At 26.9% G+C, this 23,518-nt stretch carries 21 protein-coding genes; 13 read left to right on the forward strand and 8 right to left on the reverse strand.

Going from position 1 to position 23,518, the window contains the following annotated elements:
* Positions 1–19: 19 nt before the first annotated feature.
* Positions 20–1,234, reverse strand: coding sequence for an ammonium transporter family protein (locus ACTCCZ_RS02625; RefSeq protein ID WP_079577703.1), 1,215 nt, complete (start codon positions 1,232–1,234; stop codon positions 20–22).
* Between the two features lie 238 nt (positions 1,235–1,472).
* On the opposite strand from ACTCCZ_RS02625, the gene ACTCCZ_RS02630 reads away from it, so the two are divergent.
* Genes ACTCCZ_RS02630 through ACTCCZ_RS02640 form a run of 3 tightly spaced genes read left to right on the forward strand, consistent with a single transcriptional unit; the run spans position 1,473 to position 5,645 of the window.
* Positions 1,473–2,333, forward strand: coding sequence for a hypothetical protein (locus ACTCCZ_RS02630; protein WP_079577704.1), 861 nt, complete (start codon positions 1,473–1,475; stop codon positions 2,331–2,333).
* Positions 2,334–2,343: 10 nt separating this feature from the next.
* Positions 2,344–3,096: a sigma 54-interacting transcriptional regulator gene (locus ACTCCZ_RS02635; RefSeq protein ID WP_079577705.1), complete on the forward strand. Its 753-nt coding sequence runs from the start codon at positions 2,344–2,346 to the stop codon at positions 3,094–3,096.
* Positions 3,093–5,645, forward strand: coding sequence for a [protein-PII] uridylyltransferase family protein (locus ACTCCZ_RS02640; protein WP_079577706.1), 2,553 nt, complete (start codon positions 3,093–3,095; stop codon positions 5,643–5,645). The genes ACTCCZ_RS02635 and ACTCCZ_RS02640 overlap by 4 nt, the downstream gene beginning before the upstream one ends.
* Here ACTCCZ_RS02640 and ACTCCZ_RS02645 read toward each other — a convergent pair.
* Positions 5,642–9,100: an acyl-[ACP]--phospholipid O-acyltransferase gene (locus tag ACTCCZ_RS02645; RefSeq protein WP_079577707.1), complete on the reverse strand. Its 3,459-nt coding sequence runs from the start codon at positions 9,098–9,100 to the stop codon at positions 5,642–5,644. The two genes, ACTCCZ_RS02640 and ACTCCZ_RS02645, sit on opposite strands and share 4 nt — an antisense overlap.
* 135 nt (positions 9,101–9,235) lie before the next feature.
* Here ACTCCZ_RS02645 and ACTCCZ_RS02650 point away from each other — a divergent pair, with 135 nt between their 5' ends.
* The 8 genes from ACTCCZ_RS02650 to ACTCCZ_RS02685 all read left to right on the forward strand — a co-directional run bounded on the left by ACTCCZ_RS02650 (position 9,236) and on the right by ACTCCZ_RS02685 (position 16,141).
* Positions 9,236–9,565: an ArsR/SmtB family transcription factor gene (locus ACTCCZ_RS02650; protein WP_079577708.1), complete on the forward strand. Its 330-nt coding sequence runs from the start codon at positions 9,236–9,238 to the stop codon at positions 9,563–9,565.
* The gene (locus ACTCCZ_RS02655; protein WP_079577709.1) at positions 9,562–10,815 is read left to right on the forward strand and encodes an arsenic transporter; all 1,254 of its coding nucleotides are present in this window, start codon (positions 9,562–9,564) and stop codon (positions 10,813–10,815) included. Before ACTCCZ_RS02650 ends, ACTCCZ_RS02655 begins: the two co-directional genes overlap by 4 nt.
* An 11-nt stretch (positions 10,816–10,826) precedes the next feature.
* The gene (locus tag ACTCCZ_RS02660; protein ID WP_079577710.1) at positions 10,827–11,228 is read left to right on the forward strand and encodes an arsenate reductase ArsC; all 402 of its coding nucleotides are present in this window, start codon (positions 10,827–10,829) and stop codon (positions 11,226–11,228) included.
* Positions 11,229–11,288: 60 nt separating this feature from the next.
* Positions 11,289–12,242 carry a permease gene (locus tag ACTCCZ_RS02665; RefSeq protein WP_079577711.1) on the forward strand — a complete coding sequence of 318 codons (954 nt, stop codon included), beginning with the start codon at positions 11,289–11,291 and terminating at the stop codon, positions 12,240–12,242.
* Positions 12,243–12,279: 37 nt separating this feature from the next.
* Positions 12,280–12,519 (forward strand): thioredoxin family protein, encoded by a 240-nt coding sequence (locus tag ACTCCZ_RS02670; RefSeq protein ID WP_079577712.1) that lies wholly within the window; start codon positions 12,280–12,282, stop codon positions 12,517–12,519.
* A 75-nt stretch (positions 12,520–12,594) separates the two neighbouring features.
* The gene (corA, locus tag ACTCCZ_RS02675) at positions 12,595–13,545 is read left to right on the forward strand and encodes a magnesium/cobalt transporter CorA (RefSeq protein WP_079577713.1); all 951 of its coding nucleotides are present in this window, start codon (positions 12,595–12,597) and stop codon (positions 13,543–13,545) included.
* Between the two features lie 258 nt (positions 13,546–13,803).
* On the forward strand, positions 13,804–15,300 hold the full coding sequence (locus ACTCCZ_RS02680; RefSeq protein ID WP_079577714.1) for a SulP family inorganic anion transporter: 1,497 nt from the start codon (positions 13,804–13,806) through the stop codon (positions 15,298–15,300).
* Position 15,301: 1 nt separating this feature from the next.
* Entirely contained in the window at positions 15,302–16,141 is an 840-nt protein-coding gene (locus ACTCCZ_RS02685; protein WP_079577715.1) for a universal stress protein, read from the forward strand.
* Between the two features lie 10 nt (positions 16,142–16,151).
* Here ACTCCZ_RS02685 and rarD read toward each other — a convergent pair whose 3' ends face one another.
* The 6 genes from rarD to ACTCCZ_RS02715 form a co-directional block, all read right to left on the reverse strand.
* Complete coding sequence (gene rarD, locus ACTCCZ_RS02690; protein ID WP_079577716.1) at positions 16,152–17,027, reverse strand: EamA family transporter RarD; 876 nt, start codon at positions 17,025–17,027, stop codon at positions 16,152–16,154.
* 74 nt (positions 17,028–17,101) lie between these two features.
* Positions 17,102–17,530 carry an arsenate reductase ArsC gene (locus ACTCCZ_RS02695; protein WP_079577717.1) on the reverse strand — a complete coding sequence of 143 codons (429 nt, stop codon included), beginning with the start codon at positions 17,528–17,530 and terminating at the stop codon, positions 17,102–17,104.
* Positions 17,531–17,593: 63 nt separating this feature from the next.
* On the reverse strand, positions 17,594–17,941 hold the full coding sequence (locus tag ACTCCZ_RS02700; RefSeq protein ID WP_079577718.1) for a gamma-glutamylcyclotransferase family protein: 348 nt from the start codon (positions 17,939–17,941) through the stop codon (positions 17,594–17,596).
* Positions 17,938–19,002 (reverse strand): CNNM domain-containing protein, encoded by a 1,065-nt coding sequence (locus ACTCCZ_RS02705; protein ID WP_079577719.1) that lies wholly within the window; start codon positions 19,000–19,002, stop codon positions 17,938–17,940. Before ACTCCZ_RS02705 ends, ACTCCZ_RS02700 begins: the two co-directional genes overlap by 4 nt.
* Before the next feature lie 108 nt (positions 19,003–19,110).
* Entirely contained in the window at positions 19,111–19,824 is a 714-nt protein-coding gene (locus ACTCCZ_RS02710; RefSeq protein WP_079577720.1) for an LrgB family protein, read from the reverse strand.
* A complete protein-coding gene (locus tag ACTCCZ_RS02715; RefSeq protein WP_079577721.1) occupies positions 19,814–20,167 on the reverse strand; it encodes a CidA/LrgA family protein in 354 nt (117 codons plus the stop codon). The genes ACTCCZ_RS02710 and ACTCCZ_RS02715 overlap by 11 nt, the downstream gene beginning before the upstream one ends.
* 110 nt (positions 20,168–20,277) lie before the next feature.
* Between ACTCCZ_RS02715 and ACTCCZ_RS02720 the strand changes: the two genes are divergently transcribed.
* Together ACTCCZ_RS02720 and ACTCCZ_RS02725 are read left to right on the forward strand one after the other, a co-directional pair.
* The gene (locus ACTCCZ_RS02720; protein WP_079577722.1) at positions 20,278–20,883 is read left to right on the forward strand and encodes a helix-turn-helix transcriptional regulator; all 606 of its coding nucleotides are present in this window, start codon (positions 20,278–20,280) and stop codon (positions 20,881–20,883) included.
* Positions 20,884–21,013: 130 nt separating this feature from the next.
* On the forward strand, positions 21,014–23,338 hold the full coding sequence (locus ACTCCZ_RS02725; protein ID WP_079577723.1) for a methyl-accepting chemotaxis protein: 2,325 nt from the start codon (positions 21,014–21,016) through the stop codon (positions 23,336–23,338).
* Positions 23,339–23,518: the final 180 nt, after the last annotated feature.

Genomic DNA, 23,518 nt, shown 5'->3' on the forward strand with positions numbered 1-23,518 from the left:
TGTCAATCCTTTATATAGATTATGATCTTTTGAATTCAGGATAAGCTTCTAAACCTGTTTCATGAATATCAAGACCATTGATTTCTGTCTCCTCATCAACTCTTAATCCAATTACTAAATCAAGAACTTTCCATACAATAAATGATGAAACAAATACAAAAATACCAATTATAACTACACCTTTAACTTGTGCAAAAAACGAAACATCTGGATTAAAAATACCAACTGCTAATGTTCCCCAAATACCTGCAACTAAGTGAACAGAAAGCGCACCAACTGGATCATCAATTTTTAATTTATCCCATAAAGGAACTGCAATTACAACTAAAACTCCACCTACAATACCCTCAATAAAAGAAATAACCATTCCCAAATCAGGTCCTGCTGTTACAGATACAAGTCCTGCTAAAGCACCATTTAACACCATTGTTAAATCTACTTTTTTGTAAATTAATTGTGTCAATATAGCTGCTGCTATTGCACCAGCACAAGCTGCCATGTTTGTATCTGCAATAACTAAAGCAATACCATCAATATCTGCTTTACTTCCTAAAGCTAATTGTGAACCACCATTAAATCCAAACCAACCCATCCATAAAATAAATGTACCAAGTGTTGCTAGTGTTAAATTTGAACCAGGAATTGGTCTTACACTACCATCTTTACCATACTTGCCTTTTCTTGCTCCAAGAATTAAAACTCCAGCAAGTGCAGCCCAACCACCAACTGAGTGTACAATTGTAGAACCAGCAAAATCAGAAAAACCTGCAAGAATTCCACCTAATTCACTTCCACCCCATGTCCAGTGACCTTGAATTGGATAAATTACACCACTTAATATAACTACAAATATAAGAAATGGCCATAGTTTCATTCTTTCTGCAATTGTCCCTGAGATAACAGAAGCTGCTGTTGCTACAAATACAACTTGAAAAAAGAAATCAGCCATAACTGGATATCCCATCGCTTCATTTGTTTTACCTGAAAGCATAGCTCCACTTCCAATAAATGATGAACCATCTCCATACATAAAGTTGTATCCTACAAAATAGAACATAATACAAGATATTGCAAAAAGTGCAATATTTTTTGTTAGTACAGTTGCATTATTTTTTGTTCTAGTAAGACCAGCTTCTAACATAGCAAACCCAGCTGCCATCCACATAACAAGAATTCCTGCAAATACAAACAAGAACCCATCTAAGATATATTTTACATCAGCAAAATTTTCCATAAGTCTCCTTTTGGTTTTTATGCTTTCAGTATAAAACATAAATTTTAGATTGTAAACATACTTAGTGTATATTTTATATACAATATATTATATATTTTTTATTCATTTATTTTAAATCTTTTATTTAAGACCTTTACAAATAAAATTAATTTATATACAATTGAATAGTTTTTATACATACTTTATAATATAAATAGCTTTTAATTTTAGTATTATTAAAGTATCAAAAGGAGTACTAATGAGAGAGTTTTTAGAAGTATATGAAGAAAACCAAGATAAAGTTGATTATTTTCTACAAGAGAGTTTGAGAAATATAGGAAGATTATCTTCACATAAAAAAATAAATTTTGCACAACTATTTAATCTTTTTCCTTCACTTGAATTAGTATATATTGTAGATAAAAATACAAAGCATCAAACTTCAGATGATATTTATAAGAATAAAACCGATAATAGAGGTAAAGATAAAGATAGATCACATTTAATTTCAAAACTTGAATTAAAAAATAATCATATAGCTTTTTCAAAACCTTATATAAGTAGTGCCACTAGAAATAACTGTATTACAGTATCAATTAAAGAAGATGATGAAATTATATTTTTAGATTTTAGATTGGATATCTTACTTGAAAAATTAAATTTAATTGAACTACATAAACCTTTTCATGCTATGACAAGAAGTTTTTATCTTTTTGTAGGCTTTTCAATGATTACACTAGCAGTAATTACAATCTTATTTTCATTATATGATTTTGTATTATATTTATTTCAAAATCAAGATATTAAATTAGAGTTTATGTTTAAACCAATAATAGCACTTACTTTAGGTATGGCTATTTTTGATTTAGCAAAAACCATTTTAGAACAAGAGGTATTTTTCAAATCTTATGCAAAAAGTTCAAGAGTTGAAACAAAAATGATAACAAAATTTTTAATTACTATTATTATTGCTCTATCAATTGAAGCCTTAATTGTTGTATTTAAAATAGCTATTGATGGATATGAAGAGATGATTAATGCATTATATTTAATCTCTGGTGTATCAATAATCTTAGTTGCTTTAGCAATATTTGTTTATTTAGATAAAAAGAAAAAGTAAAGGATAAAAAATGCAAGAGTTTATAGCCGCATCATCAAACTCTAAAGAGATTTTAAATTCAGCAAAACTTTTACAAGCTGTAAATATTCACGCTTTAATATATGGGGAAACAGGAGTAGGAAAGAAAACTTTAGCAAAGTTTATAACTCCTGATGCAAAAATATTTACATGCTATGAACTTCAAAAAGATATTTCTCAAAAAGTTTTAGATATTAATAAACAAACTATTATTATAGAAAAAATTGAAGAACTAACCAATGTTGATCTTCTTTTATCTTGGATAGAAGAGAATGAGATTAGAATAATTGCAACAACACAAGCAAAAAAACTAAATCCAAAATTAAATGATTTTTTCTCTATTACCCTTTCAATTCCACCTTTAAATCAAAGAGAAGATGATTTAAAACTACTAACTCAAAAGTTTTCAAATGAGGCAAGTAAAGTTTTAAGAACAGAAAAAATACTTCCCTCAAAACTTATGCTAAATACAAATAAAAATGCTCATAGCTTAAGAAAGTCTATATACTTTTCTTATCTTTTTGAAACAGTAGGCGAAGATGAGATTTTAATGTTTTTAGAAAACTACATGTTTACAAACTTACAAGGAGAAAACTCTTATAAAGATTTCTTATATCTTTTTGAAGTACCTTTATTAAAAGCAGCCAAGAAAAAATATAAATCTCAAGTTCAAATGGCAAAATATTTGGGATTAAATAGAATTACCTTAAGAAAAAAACTAGATATACATAAAGAGTTATTATGATTAGTGAATTTAATTTAAATGAAGTTAATTTAAAAGTAGAAGAGTTAATCTCAAATAATGCAAGTGATTTTGAGATATCAAAGGTATTTAAAAATCATATAAAAGAGTATAAAAAATCGATTGATATTGTACTTGACACTACAGGAGGTAAAGATTTCTTTGTAAAAAATACAAAACATACAGATAAATTTTTAACTTCTTTATATAAATATATTCTAAGAAAACATTTTGGCTCATACCAGCCTATGAGTACATCTATTCCTATTACTTTAGTTGCCCTTGGAAGTTATGGAAGAGAACAACTTTGCATCTATTCTGATATTGATTTAATGATACTTTATGAAGATATTAAAGGTTATAATTTAAAAGAGATTATGGAGGATTTTATCACTCTTGCTTGGGATTGTGGATTAAAACTAGGTTCAAGAGTTCATGAACTAAATGAGATAGAAGATGCTGTAAAAGAAGATATTACAATAAAAACATCAATTATTGAATCAAGGGTAATTTGTGGTTCAAAATATCTTTGGTTTGCTTATGAGAATACTTTAAATAGTATTAGAAAAACAGATATAAAAGATTTTGTAATTGAAAAACTTGAAGAGCATAAACAAAGACTTTTAAAATATCCACTAAAAATGGAGCCAAATATAAAAGATGGATATGGAGGACTTAGAGAATCAAATATGATTTCTTGGATGTCTTATATTCTTTATGGCACACAAAATACTAAAGATTTAATAGGCAAAGAGATAACAGAAGAAGAACACAAAATATATAGAAGTTCATTGGAGTATATTTTTCAAGTTAGAAATGCACTTCACAATATCTCAAAAAGAAAATTAGATGTTGTAAACTTTGATGTATTGCCAGAGCTTAGTTCAAAACTTGGCTTTGTAAATAAACCACGATATACAAAAGAGAGACAATGTATGTCAAAACTTTTGTACTCATTGCACAATATTCATTTCTTTTCTACTGTAATGGTAAAAAAGTTTGCAAGAGTTTTATTAAAACAAAATACTGAATTAAAACTATTAAAAAGTACAAGACTTAAAAAGAACCTTTATTTATTTGAGGGAAAAGTTTATACATCTTTTCATAGAAAACCTATAAGTTTAAATCTATTTTTAAAAGAGTTAATATCTTTACCAAAAGAAGTTAAATCTTTTGATAGATCTTATATTTATTATGCTAGTAAAATCAAAGTTCCTACAAAACAAACAAATGAATTAAAGAAAAACATTAAAGCTTTATTATTAAAAACATCTTTATATCCAATAATAAAACTTTTATATAATTCAAATTTATTTAAAGCAATAATACCTATTACAAAAAAAATAATAAATCAACCTCAATTTGATGGATATCATCAACACCCAGTTGATATACACTCAATAAAAACCTTAAAAAAGATTGAAAATATTGAAGATACATTTATCAAAGAGATTTATGATTCACTAACTCCTAGTGAAAAATCAGTCACAAAACTTGCTGCACTTTTACATGATGTAGGAAAAGGAAGAACTGGAGATCATCATATAGCAGGAGAAAAACTCTCTAAGAATTTCATGCTTTCTTTAGATTTTGATAGCAAACAAGTGCAAATGGGAAGTCAATTAGTAAGATATCATAATAAAATGAGTGCTTATGCTAAAAATGAAGATATATACTCTGAAAGAATAATCTTAGCATTTACAGGTATTGTAAAATCAAGACAAATGTTAAAAATGCTTTATATTGTAACTTATGCTGATATCTCAGCAGTTGGTAAAAATGTGTTTAATAGCTCAACGGCTTCACTTTTAAAAGAACTCTATTTTCAATCACTTCCAGCTTTTGAGAATCTTGAGTTATTAAAAGAAAGCTCAAGAAGGGTTGCAAAAATCAATACAATTAAAAATTTAAAAAGATACAAAGAGTTATCTAATCTTATGAAAAGAAAAATAAAGTATATCTCATCAAATCAAATTTTCTTAAGATTAAAAGCTGAAGATATTTTAGATATTGCAATAAAAGCAAAAGATGTAAATAGCTATATTTATAAAATCACAAATGATGAACAATTGGTTATTAGAATAATTAGAAAAATTCCTTTAAATTTAGGTTTTTTACTTGGTAAATTAGAGTTTTTAAATATTTTTAGTATGAATATTTTTAAACTTTATGATGAGAAAAAAGCTTTTGAGATTACTTTTAGTGAAAAAGTTGATCAAGGAGATATTGAGCTTGTTAAACAAATAATTGAAAGTTCATTTGATATGAGTAAGATAACAAAAACTAAAAAACCTGTTATCAAAAAAAGTGAAGTTATTGCAAACTGCAATCATAGTCCATACCTAGCTTCACTACAAGTAAAAACAAAAGATCAAAAAGGACTTTTTGCTTATATTGCAAAAATATTTGATGATTTTAATATCGAGATTGAAAGTGCTAAACTTGCTAGTACTAAAAATTACACAAGAGATTTAATTTTGATTGAGAAAAATGGAACTTTTTGTGGGAAACAAGATGAAATTATCAATCTTATTTGCTCAAATGAAGATTAATCTTCATTTGAAGCTAATTTAGAAACAGCTTTAAAATCCATCTTTCCACTACCAAGTCTTGGTATTTGTTCTACTACTTTATATTCACTTGGAATTAAAAGTTTATTATCAAAAGAGTTTTTAATTTTTTGCTTTAACTCTTGAAGTTTTAAAGAAGAGATATTACTTAAAAGCAAAACTATTTTCTCTCCTTTTTTTTCATCTTTCATAGCACTTGCCACAATTTCAACATCATCATCAATAAGTTTTTCAATTTTTCTTTCTATAAAAGATAAACTTATCATCTCTCCACCAATCTTTGCAAACCTTGAATATCTATCAACAATGCTCAAAAATCCTTCACTATTTATTTTGCCTTTATCACCTGTGATATACCAAGTTCTACCATCTATTTGTTTTAATACACTTTTTGTTTTTTCTTTATCATTTAAATAGCCTTTCATAACCTGAATACCACTTATTAAAACCATTCCTTCTTCTTCAACTTCTAAAGGCTCAAAGGTTTCAGGATTAACTATTTTTATCATAGTTCCAGGTATTGGCATACCAACGCTTCCTTTTAATGTTCCTTTTTGAATACTAAAATCAGAAGCAACAATATCAGGTAAATTACAAGCTGCAACAGGTGAAGTTTCAGTTGTCCCATAACCTTCTAAAATCTGCTTATTAAACTTTTTATAAAACTCATTTGCAACTTTTTCACTTAATTTTTCTGCACCTGCTATTACAAACCTTAAAGACTCAAACATTAAAGGATTTATTTTTCTATTTTTTGTATAAAGCCTAAAAAAAGTAGAAGTTCCACACATAATAGTAACCTTATATTTACTAACTTGTTTTGCAATAGTTTGACCATCAGTTGGGTCTGCACTACAAACTGTGAAAACTCCTTCCATTAAAGGTAAAAAAGTCGTTACAACTGTTCCAAAAGCATGGAAAAGAGGTAATGAACCTAAAATAATATCTTCATCTTTTACATTTAATACATTTGCAATTTGTGAACAGTTTCCAACAATATTATCATGGCTTAATTCAATTGCTTTTGGAGTATCTTCACTTCCACTACTAAACATAATAAGTGCAGTTGAATCTTTTTTTATTTTTTTTATATGAAAAGTTTTTAATATAAAACTTGGAAGAATAACTACACTTAATAAAGTTATTAATCCTTTTAATTTTGATAACTTTTTCTTTTCCTCTTCTAAAATAATAAGTTCAAAATTATTTTCTAATTCATCAAGATTTATTCCCTTGTCTTTTAATTTTTCTAAAAACTTTTTAGAAGTTATTACTCTTTTTGCTTCTGCTTTTTTAAGTGAATTTACAACTACTTTAAAAGAGCTTGTATAGTTTACATTTATTACTTTTTTTCCAAGCATTAATAAAGCTGTATTTATAAAGCTTCCAGCAGCACTTGCAGGAAGCATAACACCGATACTACTCTCTTCATACTTTTTTAAAAGATTTTTAAAAAGTATTGAAACAGTTAAAAATTTATATGCACTTAATGTAAGTCCTGTTGAATCTGTAATTATAGTTTTTGTTTTTACTTGCTTTAATCTATCAAAAATTTCACAAGGAACAGTTTGCATATTTTTTATATGCTCTACCCAAGCTGTAGTAGATAAATCTAAAACCTCATTTTTGATTCTATTTGCATTTGCTTTATCTTTTTTTATTGGTTTTGAAAAGGAAACTGTAACTAAATTTGTTCTTCTATTTTGAATAAATTTTTTATTTGCTCTTGAGAACATACTCTCCCATAAACCTCTTATATAAAAAGCTACCACATCTACATCTTGTGTAGTTAAAGATAAAATTCTTTCAAAACCTTTTTTAAACTCTCCTAAGTGTCCATTTCTTGTAATTGCTCCTTCTGGAAAAATCACTACTACATTTTTCTTATCAAGTTCATTTGCAATTATTGAAAAGCTTTTTTTGCTTGAATAACTAGAAATAGATATGGCATTAAAAAACTTCAAAAGCCAGTTTAAATACCACTTTTCATAAATTGATTTTTCCATTACAAACTTAATATCTCTTGGAGTTGCCATATAAATTATTGCCCAATCAATCCATGAAACATGATTTCCTAAAAGTAAAACTCCTTTATTTGAATCAATATTATCAACTCCACTAACTTCAAGCTTATACTTTAAACCAACAATAAATTTTAAAAAAAATAGTATCATAGATTGAGGAATTGATATAACTGTATAAAAAGCACCAATAATAGTAATTGCAAGTAAAATATAAATTGTATATAAAGTATCTAAATTATAATATGAAACAATAGTTGTCATAACTAAAATTGCAAACATGAAAATTGATTGAAGCCAATTGCTTCCTGCTAAAATAGTCCCAAGTTTTACTCTTTTACTATTAAATTGAATCAATGAATTTAAAGGAACAATAAACAAGCCTCCAAAGAAACCAAAAAATATAAAATTTATTATTAGTTGTGTTGGCGTTTGTAGTAAAGTAGAAGTAAAAATTGTTGTTGCCATAAATATGGCTGCAATAGGAATGGTTCCTACTTCAATATAATGTCTTGAATACTTTGAATAAAAAAATGCTCCCAATGCAATTCCTATTCCACTTGAGGCTAAAATTATATTTATTATAAATACATCTTGTATATTTAAATACTGTTTTGCATAAGATGGAAATACTGCAAGCATACCTTGTGAAACAGCCCAAAAAACACTAAGACCTATAATTGATAAAAATATTATATGATTTGATGTAATGTGTTTTATATTTTTTGCAAGTAAGTCACCTTTGATATATCTTTTTAAATCAAAAGCATAAGCTTTTCTTTTTTTGTTTATTTTTAATTTTTTCAATACTAAAAATGATACTGTAAGCTCTAAAAAAGCAATAGGAATAATACAAAAAGCAAGTGGCATTACACTATTTAATAATTCATTTTCATTTGAAAGAATACTTAAATTATATGTAGTATAAAAAGTTTCAAAAATATAAGAAAAAACAGCCATAGCAAATAAAATTGCAATAATAGAAATAGCTTGCAAATGAGAATTTCCTAAAGCAATATTATTTTTACCATAAATATCTATTATTATTCCAAACTTTGCAGGTGAATAAATAGCACTTTGAATAGCTAAACAAAAAAGAAAAAACATTGCTAAGTAAAAACTTGAAAACATATATGCAAGAAGTATCAATAAGCTTAAACTAAAAGAAGAAAATGCCCCATATATTAAAATATCTCGCTTATTAAATCTATCGCTTAAGTATCCACTAAAAGAAAATAATAATATAAAAGGGGTGATTATTAAAAGATTTATTATGGATATCCAAAAAACTTGAGTAGCTCCATCAAAAACTTTAAATGCAATATTTTGAAGAATAATCTTATGGGAAATATCCACTAATACATTACAAAAAACAACAAATAAAAATGCCATTTTAATTTTAGAATAATTTTTCATATCAACCTTAATAGTCACAAAATAAACAAGATTTTAATTAAATATTCTTTAATTTTATTAAAACTGTATTAAAAAATACATCAATATATCTTGATATATAAATATTAATATGTTATAATTTTGCAAGGAGTCTAAATGGATACTTTTTTAAAAACAATGAGCGCTGTAAATGATGAGACAAGATTACGAATTTTAAACTTTATTGACATTAATAAACAAATTTGTGTTTGTGATATAGAAAACTCTTTTGATATGATTCAATCAAGAGTTTCAAGACACTTGAAAATATTAAAAGAAGCTGGTTTTTTAAGTGTTGAAAGAAAAGGAAGATGGGCTTATTATAATATAAGAACTCCAATGGATGAATTTAGACAATCTATTTTAAAAGAGATTAGTTATCTTGAGTTAAATATACCTATACTTAAAAAAAGTTGCTCAAATGAAAAAGAAGGAACAAATATATGATTTTAGCAAGTGGAATTTTTCTAGTAACACTTATTTTTGTTATTTGGCAACCAAAAGGTTTACAAATAGGAACAACAGCAGTAATTGGAGCAATAATTGCTTTAATAGCAGGTGTTGTAAGTTTTAGTGATGTACAAATTGTTACAAGTATAGTATGGGATGCAACTTTAGCATTTATAGGTATTATTATTCTTTCTTTAGTACTTGACGAAATTGGTTTTTTTGAATGGGCTGCACTTAAAATGGCAAGATTTTCAAATGGAAATGGTTTGAAAATGTTTGTTTACTCTATCTTATTAGGTGCTTTTGTTTCAGCACTTTTTGCAAATGATGGAGCAGCACTTATACTAACTCCTATTTTACTTGCAAAAATGAGAATATTAAAACTAAATTTAAAAACTATTATTGCATTTTTACTTGCTGGTGGATTTATAAGTGATAGTGCCTCTTTACCTTTTGTATTCTCAAATCTTACAAATATAGTTACTGCTAATTACTTTAATATAGGATTTGCTCAATATTTCTTTGATATGTTTATTCCTTATATTGTAAGTGTAATAGCATCAATATTTTTCTTATGGATAATATTAAGAAAAGATATTCCAAAAAGTGTTGATATATCACTTTTAAAAGAGCCAAAAAGTGCTATTAAAAATATGAAACTATTCTATTTTTCATGGCTGTTTTTAGCAGTTTTACTTGTAGGTTATTTTATTGGAGATATTTATGGATTACCTGTTAGTTTATTTGCTTTAGGTGGAGGTATAATATTTTTAATAATTGCAAGTATTGCTAAAACAGTAAATCCAAAAACTATTATAAAAGATGCACCATGGCAAGTTGTATGGTTTAGTATTGGACTTTATATCGTAGTTTATGGACTTAAAAATGCAGGATTAACTGATTATTTGACAATAGTTTTAAAAGATTTAAGCCTAAGAGGTGATGCCATTGCAGTTATAAGTACAGGTTTTATTGCAGCATTTTTAAGTGCTATTATGAATAATATGCCAACAATTATGATTATGGATATAGCTTTAGAAGATATTGGAAATCAAGCTATGATTTATGCAAATATAGTTGGATGTAACTTAGGACCAAAAATGACTCCATTTGGTAGCTTAGCTACGCTATTATGGCTTCATGTCTTAGCAAAAAAAGGTGTAAATATCTCTTTTGCCCAATATAGTAAATTTGGTATGATAATAACACCCCCAGTACTATTAATAGTACTACTTACATTAATTTAAAAGGATAAAAAATGGAAAAAAAAGTTTTAATTTTATGCACAGGAAACTCTTGTAGAAGTATCATAGCAGAGGCTTTAATAAATGCAAAATGTGATGGTATAAGTGCTGATTCTAGTGGAGTAAAAGCTAGTGGAAAAGTAAATGCTAATGCTAAAAAAATTCTTGAAGATAAAGGAATTTGGAAAGAGAAGTATCATTCAAAAACAATTGATACAGTAATAGATAATGAATACGATTTAATAGTAACTGTATGTGATCATGCAAATGAAACTTGCCCTATGTTTCCTAAAAAGACTAAAGTTATTCATGTGGGATTTGAAGATCCAGATGGAAAAGATTTTGAAGCATTTAAAAAAACATATATAGAAATAGAAGAAATATTACTTCCTAAAGTAAAACATGCACTTTTATAAAAACTATTATTTTAATTTATCAATATATCTTGATAAATACATTTTACACTAGGAGATTATATGTTTGATTGGCTCGTAAATTTAAGTGCAATATTTGTATTTGATATTTTAAACCTTGAAAAAGGTAGTCATTTAGGTGAAGCATTACACTTTTTTATTTATGATACTATAAAAATTTTTATACTTTTAATTACTATTATTTACATTGTTACACTTTTAAGAAGTTATTTTCCTATTGAAAAAGCAAGAGAGTATATTAGTGGTAAAAACAAGATTGTTGGTCATTTTTTAGCTGCAATTTTTGGAGTTATCACCCCTTTTTGTTCTTGTAGTGCAATTCCTTTATTTTTAGGTTTTTTACAAGCTAGAATACCTTTAGGAGTTACTTTTTCATATTTAATCTCAGCTCCACTTAGTGATGCTGTTGTTATTGCTTTACTGTTTTCACTATTTGGTTGGAAAATTGCTTTACTTTATGTAAGTATTGGAATACTTATTGCTATTGTAGCTGGATTAATTATTGGAAGTATGAATTTAGACAAAGAGGTTTTAATTGAAGTAAAGCCTATTGATGCACAATATCAAGAAGAGAAAGAACCTTTTTCATATAAACTTAAAGAAGCATGGATAAATACTGATGATATATTTAGAAAAATATATTTATATGTAATAATAGGTGTTGGTATTGGTGCATTTATACATGGCTATATCCCAGCTGATTTTATAACAAAATATGCAGGTGGAGATGCTTGGTATGCTCCAATTGTTGCTGTTTTTATGGGTATTCCCATGTATTCAAATGCTGCTGGGATTTTACCCCTTGTAGAGGTTTTAACTCAAAAAGGAATGCTTTTAGGAACTGCCTTATCTTTTATGATGGCTGTTGTTGCTTTAAGTCTTCCAGAAGCTATGATTTTAAAAAGAGTATTAAGTATAAAGCTAATATCAATATTTTTTGCTATTGTAGGAAGTGCTATACTTTTAACAGGATATTTATTTAATACTATTTTATAAAATTTATTAACAATTTTAAATCAAAAAAGGATAAAAAATGAAATTACAAATACTTGGAACAGGTTGTCCTAAATGCAAAGCTTTAGAAGAAACTGTAAAAAAAGCAGTTTCAAAAGTTGGTGGTTTTCATGAAGTTGAAAAAGTTGAAGATGTTGTAGAAATTATGAGTTTTAATGTTATGAGTACACCAGCACTTGTAATTAATGGAAAAGTAAAATCAAATGGTAAACTTTTAAATGAACAAGAAGTTATATCTTTAATGAATAGTTCTTCTTAAAATTTATATTCTTAAGTAAGTATAACAATATTCATTGTAGAATTACTAAAATAAATAGTTCAAAAGGCTTTACTTATGATAAAATTTTATATTAAAGACAAAAGACAGCCATTAGGGATTGAAGCCTTATCAGATTTAGAAAACTTAAAAGATGTTTATTGGATTGATATGGTTTCTCCAGCTTTAGATGTATTAAAGTTAGTAGAAAATAATTTTGATATAAAATTTCCAACAAAACAAGAGAGTCAAGAAATTGAAATAAGTTCAAGGTATTGGGAAGAGAATGAGAGTATAGAAATAAATAGTTTCTTTTTACTCTTTAAAGAAGATTATGCAAAAAATGAAACTGTTTCATTTATTTTAAAAAATGAACTTCTAATCTCAATTAGATATACACAATTAAAAACTTTTGATGATATTTCTAGAAAAATAGCCTCATCTGGATTTAGAGTTTTTAAAAGTGGTGATGATATTTTAAACGCTATACTTGATGTTAGAATTGATTCTGTTGCTGATATTGTAGAAGATCTTTCAAAAGAGATTACAAAACTAAGAAGACTTGTATTAACAGATTATAAAAATAAAGATGAAGATATTTTAGGAAAGATATCAAAACTTGAAGAATTAAATATGTTAATAATAGAAAACTTAAAAGATAAACAAAGAATTCTAGCTTCACTATTAAAATCTCATCTTTGCAAACAAGATATAAAAGAAGATATCTCTATTATGCTTAAAGATATTCGCTCACTTGTTGATTATACTCAATTTAATTTTGAAAGATTAGAATACTTACAAAATGTTTTCGTTGGCGTTTTAAGTATTGAGCAAACTAAAGTTGTAAAAATATTTACAATAGTAAATGTTGTCTTTCTTCCTCCTACATTAATAGCAAGTATATATGGTATGAACTTTGCACTTATGCCTGAATTAAAATGGGAATATGGATATTTATTTTCCCTTGGACTAATGGCTCTATCAGTTATAACACCTTTATATATTTTCAAAAAGAAAGGTTGGATGTAAAGTCTAACCTATATAAAAGTTTTTTTAGATATAATTGCCAAAAAATTCTCAAGGCTGCTTTAAAATGTGATTATAACAAATATAAGAAATTATAAAACTACTACTATTTTTGTAAGCTATATTATTTATCTTATATTTGTTATTTACATATAAAACACTCCATTTTTAAATATTTAATAACAAACTACAATAATATTTATTGCATTACAAATTAGTCTATTTAAACATCAATTTAATAAAACAAAAGTAAGGAACTAGATGGTAAAAAGATACTTTAAAAAAGAAGAATGGTTTGGAAACATAAAAAATGATTCCTTAGCTGGTATTGTTGTTGCACTTGCACTTATTCCAGAAGCAATTGCATTTTCAATTATTGCAGGTGTTGATCCAAAAGTGGGACTTTATGCTTCATTTTGTATTGCAGTTGTAATCTCTTTTGTTGGTGGTCGTCCTGGTATGATTAGTGCAGCAACTGGTGCTATGGCTTTACTTATGGTTGATTTAGTAAAAGATTATGGTCTTCAATATTTACTTGTTGCTACTTTACTAACAGGGTTAATCCAAATTCTTGCAGGCTATTTTAAACTTGGAAGATTTATGAGTTTTGTTCCAAGAGCTGTTGTAGTAGGTTTTGTAAATGCACTTGCAATTTTAATCTTCATGGCTCAGCTTCCAGAACTTACAAATGTAACATGGCATGTATATGCTTTAACTGCTCTTGGGTTAGGAATTATTTATCTATTTCCATATATTCCTAAAATAGGTACTATTTTACCCTCACCTTTAGTAACTATTATTGTTTTAACTTTAATAGTTTATTTTATGGGAATAGACATAAGAACTGTTGAAGACATGGGAAAACTTCCTGATACATTACCTATGTTTTTAATTCCAGATGTACCATTGAACTTTGAAACTTTACAAATTATTTTTCCTTATTCAGTTTCATTAGCTGTTGTTGGCTTACTTGAATCTTTAATGACTGCAACTATAGTTGATGATTTAACAGATACTTCTAGTGATAAAAACAAAGAGTGCAAGGGACAAGGTATTGCAAATATTGTTTCTGGCTTTTTTGGTGGTATGGCAGGTTGTGCTATGATTGGACAATCAGTGATTAATATCAAATCAGGTGGTAGAGGAAGATTATCAACATTATTAGCCGGTTTATTTTTACTTATTATGGTTGTATTTTTAAGTGATATAATATCAATTATACCAATGGCTGCCCTTGTTGCTGTTATGATTATGGTATCAATTGGAACATTTGATTGGGGCTCAATTAAAAGTTTAAAAACATTGCCATTATCTACAAATATCGTTATGATTGTAACTGTAATTGTTACAGTTTATACTCATAACTTAGCCCATGGTGTAGTTGCAGGTGTTCTTCTTGCTTCACTATTCTTTGCTAATAAAATCTCACACTTTATGTATTGTAACACAAGCTATGATGAAAATAAAGAGGTTAAAACATATGAGTTTGTGGGACAAGTATTTTTCAATAGTGCTGATAAGTTTTATGAAACATTTGATTTTAAAGAAGTATTAGATAAAGTTGTAATAGATTTATCAAGAGCTCACTTTTGGGATGTATCTGCTGTTTATGCATTGGATAAAGCAGTTATAAAACTAAGACGTGAGGGAACAGAAGTTGTAGTAATAGGTCAAAACGAAGCAAGTAAAACTATTATAGATAGATTTGGTGTTCATGATAAACCAGAAGAGATTGATAAAGTAATGGGAGGACATTAAGATGGGCTATGTATTATGTTGTATAGATGGGAAAAACTACTCTTATTCTGCTTGTGATTATGCAGTTAAGATTTCAAATAATATGAATCTTCCTTTGAAGTTTTTAAATATAGTTGTTCACAATCACTACTCTAGTAAAATTGATTTATCTGGAAGTATAGTTCTTGGGGAAAGAGATGATATTTTACAAGAGCTTGCAAAAGAAGAAGAAGAGCAAAGTAAATCTGCAATTAAATCAGGAAAAGAGATTTTAAATGAACTTAAACAAAGAGCTTCACAAACTTGTAACAATGAAGTAATTATATCTCAAATTCATGGAGAGGTTATTGATAATATTTTAGAGCTTGAAGATGAAATTGAAGCTTTAGTAATAGGTATTAAAAGCAAAGAAGAGCATGAAATTGGAGATAATGTAAAAGAGATTATTAGAAATATACATAAACCTGTACTTTTAGTAAATAGTGATTATGTAGAGCCTAAAAAACTCCTTGTAGCATATAATGGTTCAAATGAATCAAAAAAACTTTTACAACAAACATCAAGTAACCCACTATTTAAAGATGTAAAAAGAGATATCGTAAATCTTAATACCAATAAAATAGAATCAGCAACACTTCTACAAGAAGCAAAAGAGATTTATTCTAAAAAAGGTTATGAAGTAGAAACAAAAACTTTAGATGGAACAAGTGAAGATTTACTTATAAACTATTTTAATGAAAATAGTTGTGATATTTTAGCAATGGGTGCTTTTGGACACTCAAGGGTAAAAGAGTTTATTTTTGGAAGTTTTACATCAAAAGTTCTTTCAAAGATGAAAAAACCTTTGCTTTTATTTAGATAAGAAGAAAAGATTAAGCTTTTCTTCTTTTTAAACCATCAAGTGAAAATATCACTAAAGCTACCCAAATAAGAGTAAATGTAATAAGTTTATTTAGATTTAAAACCTCATCATAAACAAATACTGCAACTAAAAATGCAACTGTTGGACCTATATACTGAATAAACCCTAAAGCTGTTAAACTCATTCTAGTAGCAGCTGCATTAAACCATAAAAGAGGAAGTACTGTTACAAGTCCGCTTAAAGATAGTACTGTCATATCATAAGTGCTTAAAGTATTAAATACACTTTGCTCATTTTGGACTAAAAAGTTTAAGTATATCAAAGCTATTGGTAAAATAACTATTGTTTCTATAAAAAGCCCAGGAATAGATGAAATTGCAATTTTTTTTCTAACCATTCCATAAAAACCAAATGAAAAGGCTAAAGTCAATGCAATTATAGGAATTGTTCCTAGTGTTGCAAGTTGATAAACAACTGCAATTATTGCTAAAACAATTGCAATACCTTGTGCTTTATTTACCCTTTCTTGAAAAATCAAAAATCCTAAAGCAACTGTTACTAAAGGTGTAATAAAATATCCCAAGCTTGCTTCAACTATTTTATTTACAGAGATTGAATATATAAATGTAAACCAATTAATTGAGATTAGTATTGATGCAAAAATCAAATATTTCATCTTTGCAAGACTTTTAAAAATAGGTTTTAAAGTATTGAACTGCTTGCTAATAAAAAGTAAAAATACAAGCACCACAACAGAAAAAACAACCCTATGAGCTAAAATCTCAAATGGAGGAACCATTGTTATTTGCTTGTAATACATTGGAGTTAACCCCCAAAAAAGAAAAGCACTAAGTGCATATAAAAGTCCTAATTTTTTCTCACTCACGATAATATCTCTTTTATAATTTTTTTGAAACTATATCTAAAAGTGAGAAAAAAAGAACTTATTAATAAATATAGTTATATTCTTTCTATTTCTGCAAACTTAATTATCTCATTTTTTATATCTAAATATACTTTTTTTACTTTATTATAAACTTCTTCTTTAGAGCCTTTAAAACTATTTGGATCTTCAAAACTCCAGTTTATTTTATGATTCACACCTGGGAATAAAGGGCATTTTTGAGCTTTTGTTTCATCACAAACAGTAATAACATAATTAAAAGCCTTACCTTGCTTAAAAAAATCAAATACTGAATCTACACTATTAGAAGAGATATCCAAACTTTCTTCATTTTTTAAAACTTCAATAACAGTTGGATTTAAACTTGCTGGTTCAAAACCTGCACTTGAAACATCAAATGTATCTCCATAATACTTTTTCAATAAAGCCTCTGCAATTTGACTTCTTGCACTATTATGAATACAAACAAATAAAACTTTTTTCATAAGCTATCCTTGGTTTTTCTTTATTATATAAAAAAAAGTGCATATTTTGGTTACAAATAAAAGTTAATACTCTTCTTCAATTTCATCTTTTAAAACATAAATATATGTATTTACATCTAATTCATCATATCTTTCAACAGTTACTTCTTGCCTTATAAACTCAGCACCCTCAAACTCATCTAAATAATCCCAATGATTTATAAGATTATTTGAATAAAACAAAAAACCATGAACTGTATCTTCTGCTGATTCAAGTCTTATTCCAGGATATCCCATTCCTGCGCTCCAACCTGCATCTATTAATTTTCCTTTAACTGTTGCAGGAACAAACTTACCCACAATATTCTCTAATACATGTGCATTTGGGCAGTTTGGCATTAAAGTTCCATACACAAATAGTGTGTCCATCATATGCTATTTTTCCTTTTTTGAATCATCATTTTATTTTGTATAATTCTATTTCTATTTTTTGCAAATATTTGCATATCTTCCACTTCATCTAATTCATCAACTATTTCTACTCCTAAAAGTGCCTCGATTACATCTTCAAGTGTTACAATACCACTTGTTTGTCCATACTCATCTGTTACAACAAAAAGATGTGTTTTTCTCTTTACAAATAGATCAATCAAATTAGAAACAGGAATATTTTCAGATACTTTATAAACATTCATAGCAATATCTTTTACTTTTTTATTATCCCTATTTTCAATACTCTCTTCTAATATTGATTGATTTAAAACTATTCCTATAATATCATCAATAGTATCTTTATAAACAGGTATTCTAGAATAAATATAAATTTTATCACTATCAATAGCCTCTTTTATAGTAGTATTTTCATCAAATGCAAAAACCACACTTCTTGGAGTCATAACATCTTTTGCTTTTACATTTTTTAATTTAAATAAGTTTGCAATAAGAGTACTCTCTTTTGATAAAATTGAGCCTTCTTTTTCTCCCATTGCAATAATTGTCATAATCTCATCTCTTGAAATATTATTACCGCAATCTTTATTTTTTGAAATATAATTTGTAATAAAAGTTGATATCCAAACTAAAGGATAAGAAAGTTTAATCAAAAAAGAGATTATATAAGCTGATGGAATTAATAGTTTTTTCCAATAAATAGCCCCAATAGTTTTTGGAATAATTTCAGATATATATAAAATTATCAAAGTTAAAATAAAAGCTATTAATGTTTGCCATTCTTCTCCAAAAAGATTTTGTGCTTGAGCCCCAACACCTGCTGCACCCATTGTATGGGCAAATGTATTTAAAATCAGAATTGAAGAGATTGGTTTATCAATATCTGATTTTAATTTTTTTAAGATTTTTATTGCTTTTGAGTCATCTTTTTTTGATAAAGACTCTATATAACTACTTGTACTTGAAAGTAAAACTGCTTCTAAAACAGAACATAAAAATGAAACTAATATTGCTATTAGTAAATATACAATAAGAAGGGTCATTTTAGCCCTTTATTTGTACTCTTACGGGTTTGATACATTTTTTTTCCTATGTAAAATCTAATATCAAAGCATACAATATATAGAGTAAAAAATTAATTACTTTTGCCTTTATTTAAAAAAAGAAATTACAATTGGCAAAAATATCGCTGTAAATATACCACTAAGACCCATAGCAAGGGCAGAAAAAGCAGCTGCTTTTTGCCCTATTTCTATAGCTCTTGCGGTTCCTATTCCATGTGAAATCAAACCAAGAGCAAAGCCTTTTGAAGTTTCATGTTTAATCTTAATTATTTTGAAAATAATTGTTCCTAAAAGTGCACCTATAATACCTGTAATAATAACAAAACCAACAGCCAATGAAGGAATTGCGCCTATTTGTTCAGAAGTAATAATTGCAATTGGAGCTGTTATTGATTTTGTTGTCATTGATAATATTGTTGCTAGTTTTGCATCTAAAATCCAAAGTAATCCAACTGCAATTGCAATAGAAAATACTCCTGCAATAATAAGTGTCGCAATAATTGGAATAAATAAAGACTTAATATACTTTAAGTTATTAAACAAAGGAAGTGCTAAAGCAACAGTTGCAGGTCCTAGAAAAAAATGAATTATTTTAACACCCTCAAAATACTCTCTATAAGAAGTATTTGTCAATAAAATCACACTCATAATAATAGCATAAGCTACTATTATTGGCTGAAGTAAAGTGTTTTTATTAAATTTTTCATAAACAATAATTCCTATTTTAAAAGAAGCCAGTGTCAAAATAAGCCATGTAAGTGGTGTTGTATGAATATATTGTATTACTGCATCAAAGTTCATTTTTTGCTCTTTTTTCAGTCAAATAGTCCATAAGTTTTGCACTAAAAGCTAAGGCTATGATTGTTCCTAAAACAAGTGAAATTAATATTGCCCAAAACTCTTTTTGCAAAATATCTGCTTGAGTTATTATTCCCATTGCTGCTGGAATAAAAAGCATTGGAAGATATCTTAAGTGAATAAATACAGCATTATCTAAACTTTTAAAACTACTTTTTCTTATCATTAAAAATAAAAGTAGAAGTATCATACCTATTACTGGACCTGGAATAAGTAGTGAAAACAGCTTTGTTATGCATTCACCTAAAAATTGAAATATAAGTAAAACAATTATTCCTTTTAACATTTACCATCCTTTAAAAAATAAAATTATACTTTTTTATATACATTTTGTCAATTTAAAAGTAAAATATAGACTTTTTGTATTTTAAGTCTTATTTATAGTATTATTTGTTTATGAATAAAAAATTACAAACACACAAAACAACTTGCGATGCAATTGCAAAACTCTTTTATCCAAATGTTGAAGTTGCATTACATGATATAAAAGAAGAGAGATTAATTCATATTAGCAATACCTTTTCAAAAAGAGAAGTAGGAGATAAGATGCTAAATGATGTAAAAGATATAAAATCTTTAAAATCTGATATTGTAGGACCTTATGAAAAAGTGAACTTAGATGGCAAAAAATTAAAAACTGTTTCTTCTATAATAAGAGATGAAAACAATGAAATAATTGGAATGATGTGTATAAATTTCAATATTGATACATTTGAAAATATATTTCATTCATTAAAAAGTTTTTTAAATTTAGAAAATAGTGAAGAAAAACCAAACCTATTATTTACACAAGATTGGAAAAGTCATACAAATACAATAATAAATAACTATTTAAAAAGTAAGAATAAAGATCTTGTAAATTTAAAAACAAAAGAAAAAAAAGAGTTGATTTTATATTTAAATAGTGAAGGTATTTTTTCAATTAGAAATGTAATATCTTACTTATGCGATATATTACATATATCAAGAGCTACAATTTATAAGTGGTTAAAAGAGAATTAAACCACTATTTTTTATCTAATTAAATAGCTCATCTAGAAAAGTCTTAAAAATGTCCTAATCTAGCTGTATAATTATAAATTTATGCAAAAAAAATGTATAATTGTAAGCATAAAGCCAAAAAGGACTTAAGATGAAAAACATGACAATTAGAACTAAGCTTATACTAATTATAGTTTTTACTATAATTTCAGTAGCAACAATGATTGCAATAAAGTCTATTTATTCTTTAAATAGTTTAACAAAAGAGAATATTGCAGATTATAGAAAGACTGCTTATAATGTAGAAGAAGAGACCTTGGCCTCTTATACAAATTTTGCAAAAAATATTCTTGAAAACTATTATAAACAATCCGATGTTGAAAAAATAAAAAAGAATATTAAAAATAATCTTGAAAAACAAACAGACTTTTTGTTTAAGATTTTAGATAAGCTTTATAATGAACTAAATGGTAAAGTCCCAGATAAAGAGCTAAAAAAGATTTTATTAGATGCTATTGCAGGAGCTAGATATGGAGCAAACCAAGACTATTTTTTCGTTTATAATGAAAATGCAATAGTATTAAAACACCCAATAAATCCTACAAAAGAGGGAAAAAGATACCCAAAACCTCATATTTTAAACTTTATTAAACTAGCAATTGAAAATGGTGATGGACTAGTTTCATATGAACAAACCGTTCCTAATAAACCACCAAGACAAAAAGTATCTTATGTAAGAATGTTTAAACCTTTTAATTGGATAATAGGTACAGGTGCATATATAGATGATATTTCTGAGTCTTTAAAGAAAAAAGCTTTAGAAGAAATATCTGAATTAAAGTTTGGTGAAAATGGATATTTCTTTATTTATGATTATAAAGGTACTAACTTAATGCATCCTACAAAACCCCAGTTAGTAGGTAAAAATATTATAAATTTAAAAAGTAAAAAAGGTATTTACTTTATAAAAGAGTTAGTAAATGCAGCAAAAGAAGGTGGAGCTATTGTGCGATATGACTTTCCAAAACCAGGAAGCAATGAAGAATCAGAAAAACTAGGCTATGCAGCAGGTTTTGATCCATGGCAGTGGATGATAGGAACAGGAGTATATACAGATAAAATAGAAGCTCATATTAAGATGATGGAAGATGAAGCAGCTGATAAAATATTATCTATTGTTTTTGGAATTATTTTAATTGCTTTTGTTATTTCAATACTTATTGCATTATTTGTTATTTTCTTTATAAATAATCAAATTAACAAGCCTTTAAATAAGTTCCAAAATGGTTTATTGGACTTTTTCAAATATATAAATAAAGAAAAAGACAATGCTCAAAGAATCGATATTGATACAAAAGATGAAATTGGACAAATGGCAACTATTGTAAATGAGAATATTGAAAAAACAAATAAGTTATTAGACCAAGATTATAAATTAATTGATAATGTTAAACATATAGTTTCAGAAGTAAATGCAGGAAGTTTAGAAAATAGAGTTACACACAAAACAGAGAATAAAAGCTTAGAAGAGCTAAAAGAGAATCTAAATGAAATGCTTGATTCTATCTCTTCAAAAATAAACAATAACTTTATAGAAATAGATAAATCCTTAGTAGAGTTTAAACAAATGAACTTTACACACAGAATTTCAAATCCAAAAGGTGAAGTTGCTATTGCTCTTAACTCTTTAGCTGATACTATAAATGAAATGCTAGTAAAAAATAAAACAAATGGTATAAACCTAAGAGAAAACTCAAAAAACCTTTTAGAAACAGTGACTATTTTAAGTACTTCTTCAAATGAATCTGCTTCAAACCTAGAAGAAACAGCAGCAGCACTAGAAGAGATAACAAGTACAATAATAAATAACTCAGAAAATGTAGCAAAAATGAGTAAATATGCACAAGAGTTATCAAACTCTGCAAAAACAGGACAAAACTTAGCAAACGATACTACAACTGCAATGGACGAGATGAATGAACAAACACAAGCAGTTGCAGAAGCAATAACAGTAATTGATCAAATAGCATTTCAAACAAATATCTTAAGTTTAAACGCAGCAGTAGAAGCAGCAACAGCTGGAGAAGCTGGAAAAGGTTTTGCAGTTGTAGCAGCAGAAGTAAGAAATCTTGCAAGTAGAAGTGCAGAAGCTGCAAATGAAATAAAAAGAATAGTAGAAAATGCGACAAGTAAAGCAAATGAGGGTAAAAGTATAAGCTCAGAGATGATTAAAGGTTATGATAATTTATTGGAAAATATCAGAAAATCAACAGAAATGATTAATGAGATAACAACAGCTAGTAAAGAACAAGAATCAGGAATCACTCAAATAAATGATGCAGTAACACAACTAGACCAACAAACACAAAAAAATGCAAGTGTAGCAAGTCAAACAAATGATATAGCTATAGAAACAGAAAAAATTGCAACAACAATTTTAGAAGATGTTCAAGAGAAAAAGTTCATCGAAAAATAGTAGTTTCCTAGCATCTTAGAAGTGCTAGGAAATAAGTTTTTAATCTAATTTTTGTATTTTTCCAACAAATTAATAATTTCATAACTTATTATTAGATAATATTTTCTATTACTTTAAAAAAGGCACTTTAATGTCAAAAATAATAGAAAATATCTCAAAAACACTACGAAAAGAAATAAC

Source organism: Malaciobacter sp. (genome assembly GCF_055140965.1).

Bases quoted from the DNA above. Each gene is read 5' to 3' on its own strand.
- ACTCCZ_RS02670 (WP_079577712.1), top strand. From the start codon at position 12,280: ATGAAATTACAAATACTTGGAACAGGTTGTCCTAAATGCAAAGCTTTA.
- ACTCCZ_RS02680 (WP_079577714.1), top strand. From the start codon at position 13,804: ATGGTAAAAAGATACTTTAAAAAAGAAGAATGGTTTGGAAACATAAAA.
- ACTCCZ_RS02715 (WP_079577721.1), bottom strand. From the start codon at position 20,167: ATGTTAAAAGGAATAATTGTTTTACTTATATTTCAATTTTTAGGTGAA.
- ACTCCZ_RS02650 (WP_079577708.1), top strand. From the start codon at position 9,236: ATGGATACTTTTTTAAAAACAATGAGCGCTGTAAATGATGAGACAAGA.
- ACTCCZ_RS02695 (WP_079577717.1), bottom strand. From the start codon at position 17,530: ATGAAAAAAGTTTTATTTGTTTGTATTCATAATAGTGCAAGAAGTCAA.
- ACTCCZ_RS02685 (WP_079577715.1), top strand. From the start codon at position 15,302: ATGGGCTATGTATTATGTTGTATAGATGGGAAAAACTACTCTTATTCT.
- ACTCCZ_RS02710 (WP_079577720.1), bottom strand. From the start codon at position 19,824: ATGAACTTTGATGCAGTAATACAATATATTCATACAACACCACTTACA.
- ACTCCZ_RS02665 (WP_079577711.1), top strand. From the start codon at position 11,289: ATGTTTGATTGGCTCGTAAATTTAAGTGCAATATTTGTATTTGATATT.
- ACTCCZ_RS02725 (WP_079577723.1), top strand. From the start codon at position 21,014: ATGAAAAACATGACAATTAGAACTAAGCTTATACTAATTATAGTTTTT.
- ACTCCZ_RS02635 (WP_079577705.1), top strand. From the start codon at position 2,344: ATGCAAGAGTTTATAGCCGCATCATCAAACTCTAAAGAGATTTTAAAT.
- corA (WP_079577713.1), top strand. From the start codon at position 12,595: ATGATAAAATTTTATATTAAAGACAAAAGACAGCCATTAGGGATTGAA.
- ACTCCZ_RS02720 (WP_079577722.1), top strand. From the start codon at position 20,278: ATGAATAAAAAATTACAAACACACAAAACAACTTGCGATGCAATTGCA.
- ACTCCZ_RS02625 (WP_079577703.1), bottom strand. From the start codon at position 1,234: ATGGAAAATTTTGCTGATGTAAAATATATCTTAGATGGGTTCTTGTTT.
- ACTCCZ_RS02630 (WP_079577704.1), top strand. From the start codon at position 1,473: ATGAGAGAGTTTTTAGAAGTATATGAAGAAAACCAAGATAAAGTTGAT.
- ACTCCZ_RS02705 (WP_079577719.1), bottom strand. From the start codon at position 19,002: ATGACCCTTCTTATTGTATATTTACTAATAGCAATATTAGTTTCATTT.
- ACTCCZ_RS02645 (WP_079577707.1), bottom strand. From the start codon at position 9,100: ATGAAAAATTATTCTAAAATTAAAATGGCATTTTTATTTGTTGTTTTT.
- ACTCCZ_RS02655 (WP_079577709.1), top strand. From the start codon at position 9,562: ATGATTTTAGCAAGTGGAATTTTTCTAGTAACACTTATTTTTGTTATT.
- ACTCCZ_RS02700 (WP_079577718.1), bottom strand. From the start codon at position 17,941: ATGATGGACACACTATTTGTGTATGGAACTTTAATGCCAAACTGCCCA.
- ACTCCZ_RS02640 (WP_079577706.1), top strand. From the start codon at position 3,093: ATGATTAGTGAATTTAATTTAAATGAAGTTAATTTAAAAGTAGAAGAG.
- ACTCCZ_RS02660 (WP_079577710.1), top strand. From the start codon at position 10,827: ATGGAAAAAAAAGTTTTAATTTTATGCACAGGAAACTCTTGTAGAAGT.